The organism is Actinophytocola sp., assembly GCF_035942955.1.
In the GTDB taxonomy this organism is placed as follows: Bacteria; Actinomycetota; Actinomycetes; order Mycobacteriales; family Pseudonocardiaceae; genus DASYTH01.
This window is the reverse complement of sequence record NZ_DASZCQ010000006.1, coordinates 1-8123: the sequence shown is the minus strand read 5'-3', so window position 1 is coordinate 8123 and position 8123 is coordinate 1. Positions and strand designations below refer to the sequence as shown.

8 protein-coding genes are annotated in these 8123 nt (G+C 70.9%); all 8 read right to left on the bottom strand.

Features of this window, described 5'->3' with window-relative positions:
* Positions 1 to 86: 86 nt before the first annotated feature.
* A complete protein-coding gene (locus VGX25_RS00355) occupies positions 87 to 1403 on the bottom strand; it encodes an extracellular solute-binding protein (RefSeq protein WP_326915452.1) in 1317 nt (438 codons plus the stop codon).
* A gap of 165 nt (positions 1404 to 1568) precedes the next feature.
* On the bottom strand, positions 1569 to 2438 hold the full coding sequence (locus tag VGX25_RS00350) for an NAD(P)-dependent oxidoreductase (RefSeq protein WP_326915451.1): 870 nt from the start codon (positions 2436 to 2438) through the stop codon (positions 1569 to 1571).
* The gene (locus VGX25_RS00345) at positions 2435 to 3124 is read right to left on the bottom strand and encodes an SDR family NAD(P)-dependent oxidoreductase (protein ID WP_326915450.1); all 690 of its coding nucleotides are present in this window, start codon (positions 3122 to 3124) and stop codon (positions 2435 to 2437) included. Before VGX25_RS00345 ends, VGX25_RS00350 begins: the two co-directional genes overlap by 4 nt.
* A gap of 73 nt (positions 3125 to 3197) precedes the next feature.
* Positions 3198 to 4082 carry a cupin domain-containing protein gene (locus tag VGX25_RS00340; protein WP_326915449.1) on the bottom strand — a complete coding sequence of 295 codons (885 nt, stop codon included), beginning with the start codon at positions 4080 to 4082 and terminating at the stop codon, positions 3198 to 3200.
* Positions 4079 to 5431 carry an amidohydrolase family protein gene (locus tag VGX25_RS00335; RefSeq protein WP_326915448.1) on the bottom strand — a complete coding sequence of 451 codons (1353 nt, stop codon included), beginning with the start codon at positions 5429 to 5431 and terminating at the stop codon, positions 4079 to 4081. Before VGX25_RS00335 ends, VGX25_RS00340 begins: the two co-directional genes overlap by 4 nt.
* A gap of 24 nt (positions 5432 to 5455) precedes the next feature.
* Positions 5456 to 6436, bottom strand: coding sequence for an alpha-ketoacid dehydrogenase subunit beta (locus VGX25_RS00330; RefSeq protein WP_326915447.1), 981 nt, complete (start codon positions 6434 to 6436; stop codon positions 5456 to 5458).
* Positions 6424 to 7410, bottom strand: coding sequence for a thiamine pyrophosphate-dependent dehydrogenase E1 component subunit alpha (locus VGX25_RS00325; RefSeq protein ID WP_326915446.1), 987 nt, complete (start codon positions 7408 to 7410; stop codon positions 6424 to 6426). The genes VGX25_RS00330 and VGX25_RS00325 overlap by 13 nt, the downstream gene beginning before the upstream one ends.
* The coding region (locus tag VGX25_RS00320; protein WP_326915445.1) for a M24 family metallopeptidase at positions 7407 to 8123 on the bottom strand (717 nt) is incomplete at its 5' end. The genes VGX25_RS00325 and VGX25_RS00320, both read right to left, overlap by 4 nt.

Below are 8123 nucleotides of genomic sequence, written 5' to 3'. Positions count from 1 at the left end.
CCCTGGTCGCGGCCGGCGGCTCCGCACCATCCTGTTCCCTCGCCAGCGTGTCCTGGTCGACTGCTGACCGTGTCATGTGGACAGTCTTACGCGGTCTGGGCGGCCTCGGTGACCGCTCGCGCGACATCCTCCGGGCTCATGGCACCGTTCATCAGCGAAGTCACGGCATCGTTGACGGTCTGCCCGACCGACGGCGCGTAGTCCTGGTCCAGGTAGAGCTGGAACCCGGTCGACTTGGCCACGGCGTCGGCCACCAGCTTCATGCGCGGGTCCTGGACGGCGTCCTCGACGCCCTTGGTGATCGGCAGAACCGCACCGGTCGCCACCGCCTTGCGCTGGTTCTCCGGGGTGACGAGGAACTTGAGGAAGTCGACGGCGGCTGGTGGCGCGTCCTTGCCGACCGCGAAGCCGCCGCCGCCGCCCATCGTGTCGGTCACCTTGCCCTTGCCGCCATCGACGGTGGGGAAGGGGAACCACGACAGATCGGCGCCGAGGTCCTTGCCGGACTGCTCCTTCTGCACCGCCACGGCGAACTGGCCCTGCAGCTCGAGCGCGGCCTGACCGTTGCCCATCACGGCCGCCTCGCCGTCGGGGGTGTCGAACGGGGCGGCCTGCCACCCGTTCTGGAACGGCTGCAGGTCGACCAGCTCCTTGAGCCGCTGGCCGGCCTGGATGAACTCCGGGCCGTCGAACTTCTTGTCGGCCTCGGCCTTCTGCAGCCCGTCGATGCCGGCGATGCGCATGGCCAGGTAGGTCCACCAGTAGTGGCAGGGCCACTTCTGGCCGCCGCCGATGGTGATCGGCGTGATGTTGGCCGCCTTGAGCTTGCGCACCGCGTCGAGCAGCTCGTTCCACGTGCCCGGGGTGCCGGTGATCCCGGCCCGGGCGAACAGCGCCTTGTTGTACCAGAAGCCGACCATGCCGATGTCGTACGGGACGGCGTAGAGCTTCCCGTCGATCATGTATGGCTCCATGCCGGTCGGCACCAGCGTGTCCTTGATCGGCTGGACGTCGGCGGTGACCTCCTTGACCAGCCCGGCGTCGACCTGATTCTTGAGCACCCCGCCGCCCCAGGTTTGGAAGATGTCGGGCGCGTCGCCCGACTGCGTCACCGTGGTCAGCCTGGCCTTGAACGCCTCGTTCTCGATCGGGGTGATGTTGATCGTCACGTTGGGGTGCGCAGACGTGTACTGCTTGGCCAGCTCGTCCCAGATCGGCAGCATCGGTTCGGTGTTCTGAATGTGCCACCATTCGATGGTCTGGGGGGTATTGGGATCGACGCTGGCGGTGGGGGTGCTGCCGCTGCCGCTGTCGCCGCTGCAGGCCCCGACCCCGAGCATCGTGGCACCGGCACCCAGCACGCCGAGAAAGGTCCGGCGGGGCATCGGGGTGGAAGCAGTCATTGCTATCCCTTCGCCGCAAACTTTCGGAACACGTTCGGTAGTTTTCGGTGACCGGGGTCACGATATATCCGGGCTGCACGGGGGATCAAGACCTGCACACGGCACCGGCGGTCACGGGTAGGACACGACATGCGAGGAATGTGTCCGGCGTGCGGGTTCCGAAAATTATCGGTCGTTGCGGAGCAGCACGGCGAGCGCGCTCATGTCCGCATCGCCGAGACCGGCCTCGAGCGCGGCCCGGACCACGGCGCGGTTGGCGGTGAGCTGGCGCATGGGCACGCCGACCTGGGCGGCCAGGTCGGCGATCAGCGCCAGGTCCTTGTCCACCAGGTCGAGGGTGAAGGCCGGTGCGGCCTCGTCCGGCCGCTCGTAGGCGGCGCGCTTGTACTGCACGAACGGCGCGGCGAGCGCGCTGGAGGCGAACACCTCGTAGGCCGCCGACCGGTCCAGCCCGGCCTTCTCGGCGAGCACGAGCGCCTCCGCGAGGGCCTGGTTGAGGCCGTGCAGGGCGGAGTTGACGGCCAGCTTCATGATCGAGCCGTTGCCCTGGGCCCCGAGGTGGAAGACCCGCTTGCCCAGCACGTCGAGCACGGGTCGAACCGCTTCGACGGCCCGCCGGTCGCCACCGATCATGAAGGTGAGCTCGCCCCGTTCGACCAGCGGGACGCTGCCGGACACCGGCGCGTCGAGCAGCGTGGCGCCCCGGCTCCGCACCAGATCGGCCAGCTCGCGCACGGTGCCCGGCGCCAGCGTGCTCGTCTCGACCACCACGGCCCCGGCCCACAACCCGGCCACCAGCCCGTCCGGTCCGCTGTAGACAGCGCGGGCCGCGGCGTCGTCGGCCAGCGACACCAGGATGACCTCCGCGGCGGCCGCCGCCTCGCGCGCCGAGCCGGCCACGGTGGCGCCGGTGATCTTCTCGGCCCGTGCGCGCGTGCGGTTGTACACCAGCACCGCGCGGCCATCCCGGTGCAACCGGCCGGCCATGGCGCCGCCCATGTGGCCGGCGCCGATGACCGCGACCGGGGCAGTCACCGCCAGCCCCCGTCCACGACCAGGTTGACGTCGTTGACCGAGGGATTGTCCAGCAGGAACACCGCCGCGCCCACGATGTCGGTCATGGTGGCCAGCCGCCCGGTGAGCGTTCCGGACCGGAAGCCCTCCAGCACGGCGGCCGGCTTGTCCCGCCAGAACGGGCTGTCGCCGACGATGCCCGGGTGGATCGAGTTGACCCGGACCGGCGCCAGCTCCACCGCCAGCGTGCGCACCAGGCCGATGACGCCGGCGTTCACCGTGGAGACCGTGGTCGACCCCGGGTAGGGCCGCACCCGCGCCTGCCCGCCGAACAGCAGCACCGCGCCGGTCTCGGCCAGCCGGGACCGCAGCGCGTGCACGACCTCGGTGTAGCCGACCAGCTTGAGGGTGACCAGCCGGGTGGCCGCCGCGATGTCGTAGTTCGCCACGGATTCCTGCGAGCGGTCGATCCCGGCGAGCACGAGCGAGCCGACCGGCCCGACGTCGGCCAGCGCGGCGCCGATCTCCTCCGGCCGGGCCAGGTCGAAGCCGAGACCGCGGGTGTTGCCTCCGATCTCGCCGGCGACGGCCTTGGCCCGGTCGGTGTCCCGGCCGGTGACCAGGACCTCCCGGCCGGCGGCCGCGTAGTGCCGGGCGATCTCCCGCCCGATCCCCGCCGTGCCACCGACCACCAGCACTGCGCTCACGACCGCTCCTCGCAGGCTCCGAGCGGCCGCTCGCGGTCGCCCTGTATCTGATGGTTCGCTCCGCAAGCTCCGCTCACGATTGGCTCCCTTCCAGTGCTGCCCGCAGGTAATCCCAGTCGCGCACGAAGCGGTACGAGTGCCGGCCGGGCGGCGCCGGCGCCTGGGTCTCCAGCCAGCGCAGCGGGCCGGCGCCGACGTTGCGGAACCCGTGCACGCACCCGACCCCGGCGAACGCGACGTCGCCCGGCCCGAGCCGGTAGGTCTGCCCGTCGAAGGTCGCCTCGCCCTCGCCCTCGAGGAAGTAGTAGGTCTCCTCGAAGGGATGGTCGTGCGGCCCGGCCACCCCGTGCGGCTCGTACTGGACCATGAACATGGTCTGCAGCTGCGCCCCCAGATCCGAGTCGACCATCATCTTCACGGTGATTCCACTGTAGACAAGCAGGGCGGTGCGCATGCTCGCCGACTGGGCGAGCAGGTCCTGGGTCTGCTTGCTGGGATCCATGTTGGCCGGATCGATGTGCCCGAACAGCCGGTTGCGCGGATCGCGCACGTCGATCGCCCGGGGTGGCCCGAGATCCTCCAGCGGCGCGGCGAACGTGTCGCCGTCGAACCGGGCCCGCGGTTGCGGCGCCAGCATCCGGGCCCACCGGACCACGGTGCCGCCCTCGTTGTGCCAGCCGTGCGGGAAGCCCACCGGCAGCAACGCGTAGTCCCCCGGCCCGAGCAGCACCGCGCCTTCCGGGGTGCGCAGCACCACGGAGCCCTCGACGATGTACACCGACTCCTCGAACGACTGGACGCGGGGCGGGATGAACCCGCCCGGCTCCAGCGCGCACAGGTGGAAACCGGTGTGCACGGCGGGCGTGGTCTCGTCCACCACCGGCCAGTGGCTGAACCCGTCCACGCCCGCGACGTACCGGGCGTCCGCCGCCCGGCCCACCACATGCCGCGACGTCACACCGGCGCGCCCTTCCGCTGGGCCACCTGGTCGACCAGGTAGTCCCGGGCCGCCTCGACGCCGGCCCGTGCGGCGTCGACGTCGGCAAGCAGCCTGCCGCCGCGCTTGCGCACCACGCCGTCCACGATCACGGTGTCCACATTGGACACATCGGCGCCGAGCACGACCGCGGTCACCGGGTCGATCACCGGGGCGAGGTTGATCGCGCGCCCGTCGATGAGCACCACGTCGGCCTTCTTGCCCGGGGTCAGCGAGCCGGTGCGGTCCTCGAGCCCGGCCACGTGCGCGCCGTTGATCGTGGCCTGCACCAGCATGTCGCGCGCGGTCAGCATGTTGTCCGGGATGTTCACGTCGGCCTGCCAGCACTCGGCGTTCACCCTGGCCCGCTCCGCGCCGAACGCGGCCCGCATCTGGGTGAACATGTCGCCGGGAACCGTGGTCACCACGTCGATCGACAGGCTCGGGCGCAGGCCGTGCTCGATCGCCTTCATCACCGGCGGCCAGCCGTGCCCCATCTGCACCTCGACCTGCGGCGCGATCGAGATCGTCCCGCCCGACTCGGCGACGAGCCGCCACTCCTCGTCGCTGAAGTAGCAGCAGTGGATGTAGGTGGTGTCCGGGCCGAGCAGGCCGTACTCGCTCAGCGTCTTGATCATTCCGAACCGCCCGGCCAGCCGGCCCATGCCGACGTGAACCGTGATCGGGATGTCCAGCTCGCGCGCCAGTGTCCACTCGGAACGGACGACGTCCTCGACGCAGAAGCCGGGGCCGCGGGTGGCCAGCGCCATCGTCAGCAGGCCGGCGTCGGAGGAGAAGTAGGTCTCCCGGACCCGGCGGACGTCGTCGCCCGGGATGGCGATCTTGCTTTCGAACCAGTAGTCGGCCAGCGAGGTGTTCGCGCTGCCGTAGGCGTACTGCGCCCGGATTCCGCTCTCCTGCAACCCGCGGATCGCCGCGTCGGGATGCTCCGGGGTGTTGTTGATGTGCGACCAGTCGACCAACGTGGTGATGCCGGCGTTGAGGCACTCCAGCGCGCCGGCCAGGTTCGCGGCGTAGACGTCCTGCGCCCGGTAGACCGGGGCGAAGCTGTCCAGCACGTCGACGAAGTAGTCGTCGAGGGTGGCATTGGGCGCGCAGCCGCGGATCGCCGCCTCCCAGGTGTGCCGGTGGGTGTCGACGAACCCGGGAATCACGATGAACCCGCTGGCGTCGATCACCTCGGCGTCGGCGCTGATGTTCGGCTCGACGGCGACGATCCGGTCGTCCTCGATCAGCACGTCGCCGCGCGGCAGATCCCCGATGTCACGGTCCATGGTGAGCACCTGACCGCCTTGAATGAGCGTGCGCATGGTCACTCTCCTTTGAGTTTGCTGCTAGAAGACGGCCAGCCGGCGCACCGCGTCGGCCACCTTGTCGACGGTCGGGATGACCTCGTCCTCGAGCCGGTCCGCGAACGGCAGCGGCACGCATTCCGCGGCGACCCGGCGGATCGGCGCGTCCAGGAACTCGAACCCCTCGTCGGCCACGATCGAAGCCACCGTGCCGCCCCACCCGCCCTGGTACGGGTTCTCCTCGACGATGACCAGCCGGGAGGTGCGCGACACCGAGTCCAGCACGGTGGCCATGTCCAGCGGCACCAGGCAGCGCAGGTCGAGGACCTCGACCGCGATCCCCTCCCCGGCAAGGAGCTCGGCGGCGGCAAGGGCGGTCGGCACGGTGGAGGCCAGCGCGACGACGGTCACGTCCCGGCCGGTGCGCGCGATGTTCGCCGCGCCGAGCGGGACCACGTGGTCGGGCGGCGCCGCCGGACCCTTGCTGGCGAACAGGCCCTTGTGCTCGAAGAACACGACCGGGTCGTCGCTGCGGATCGCCGAGGCCATCAGCCCGATCACATCGGCCGGAGTGGACGGTGCCGCGATCTTCAGCCCCGGCACGGTGAACGCCCAGTTCTCGGTCGCCTGCGAGTGCTGCGCGCCGAACCCCAGCCCGCCGCCGTTGGCGGTGCGAACCACGAGCGGCACGGTGACCTGCCCGCCGGTCATGTAGCGCACCTTGGGGATCTCGTTGGCCAGGTAGTCCCAGCAGCAGGCAAGGAAGTCGGAGAACATGATCTCGGCGACCGGCCGCATCCCGGTCATCGCCGCGCCCATGGCGGCGCCCACGATGGCCTGCTCGGAGATCGGCGTGTCCCACACCCGCTTCGGGCCGAACTCGGCGAGCAGCCCGACGGTCGTCTTGAACACCCCTTCCGCCTCGGCGATGTCCTCGCCGAGGCAGACGATCGTGTTGTCGCGCCGCATCTCCCGGGCGATCCCCTCGGCCACGGCCTCCCGGTAAGTGATCACGTCCGCCACGCCGCGCCTCCGTCGGCCCACACGTCCGTCAGCGCCTCGGCCGGGTCGGCCTCCGGCGCCGCCTTCGCCGCGTCCACCGCGGCCGCGACGACCCGCTGCGCCTCCTCGTCGGCCCGCGTGATCAGCTCGTCGTCCACGCCGAGCCGGCGCAGGTCGTCCCGCAGCACCAGCAGCGGGTCCCGGCGCAGCCACTCCTCGACCTCCTCGGCCGGGCGGTACTTGGCCGGGTCGGAGCGGCTGTGCCCGTAGTGCCGGTAGGTGCGGGCCTCGAGCAGGCTCGGACCCCTGCTAGCCCGAGCCCGCTCGACCGCGGCCCGCATCGCCTCGCGGACCGCGAGCACATCGTTGCCGTCCACGATCTCCGCCGGGATCCCGTAGGCCGACGCCCGGTCGTAGGCCGGGTTCGGCACCGCGGTCACCGACGCGATCGAGGTGTACTCCATGTAGAGGTTGTTCTCGCACACGAAGATCACCGGCAGCTTCCACACGGCGGCCAGGTTGAGCGTCTCGTGGAACGCGCCGATGTTCGTCGCGCCGTCGCCGAAGAACGCGACCGCGACCTGGTCGGTGCCGCGCAGCATGGCCGACCAGGCCGCGCCGGCGGCCATCGGCAGGTGTGAGCCGACGATCGCGTACGACCCCAGCATGTTGCGCGACGCCTTGGTCAGATGCATGGACCCGCCCTTGGCCTTGCACACGCCGGTCGCCCGGCTCATCAGCTCGGCAAGGCACTCCTCCGGGGTGGCGCCGCGGGCGATGGCGTGGTGGTGGCCCCGGTAGGTGGCGAACACGTAGTCGTCGGGGCGCAGCGCGGCGCTGGCGCCGACGGCGACCGCCTCGTGCCCGGCGGCCAGGTGGGTGGTGCCCTTGACCAGGCCGCTCATGAACAGGTCGTAGGCGGCCTTCTCGGTGGCGCGGATCACCGCCATGCGCTCGAACAGGTCGAGCAGCTCCTCGGGCTTGGGCGCGGTCATGGCGTCACCTGCCGGTTGCGGTGGGACTCCGGCTCGCGCAGGGTCGGCAGCGGGCCGTCCATCGACCAGTAGCGCTGCCCGCCGACCAGCAGCTCCTCGGCCGGGAACTTGGTGATGACCTCGCAGCCGTCGGCCGTCACCACCACCTCCTCCTCGATCCGGGCCGCCGACCAGCCGTCTGACGCCGGCCAGTAGGTCTCCAGGGCGAACAGCATGCCCTCCTCCAGCACCTCGGGATGGTCCAGGGAGACCAGCCGGCTGAAGATCGGCTTCTCCCAGATCGACAGCCCGACCCCGTGCCCGTACTGGAGGGCGAAGGCGGCCTCCTCGTCCGGGAAGCCGAACTCCTCCGCCCGAGGCCACACCGAGACGATGTCGGCGGTGGTGGCGCCGGGCTTCACCAGCGCGATCGCCTCGTCCATGTAGTCGCGGCAGCGCACATACGCGTCGCGCATGGCCGGCGACGCGCTGCCGACCGCGAAGCAGCGGTAGTAGCAGGTCCGGTAGCCGTTGTAGCTGTGCAGGATGTCGAAGAAGGCCGGGTCGCCGGGGCGCAGGATGCGGTCGGAGTAGACGTGGGGGTGGGGGGCGCAGCGCTCCCCGGAGATGGCGTTGACCCCCTCGACGTGCTCGGAGCCGAGGTCGTAGAGGACCTTGGCGACCAGCCCCACGCACTCGTTCTCCCGGACCCCGGGCCGCAGGAACCGGTACAG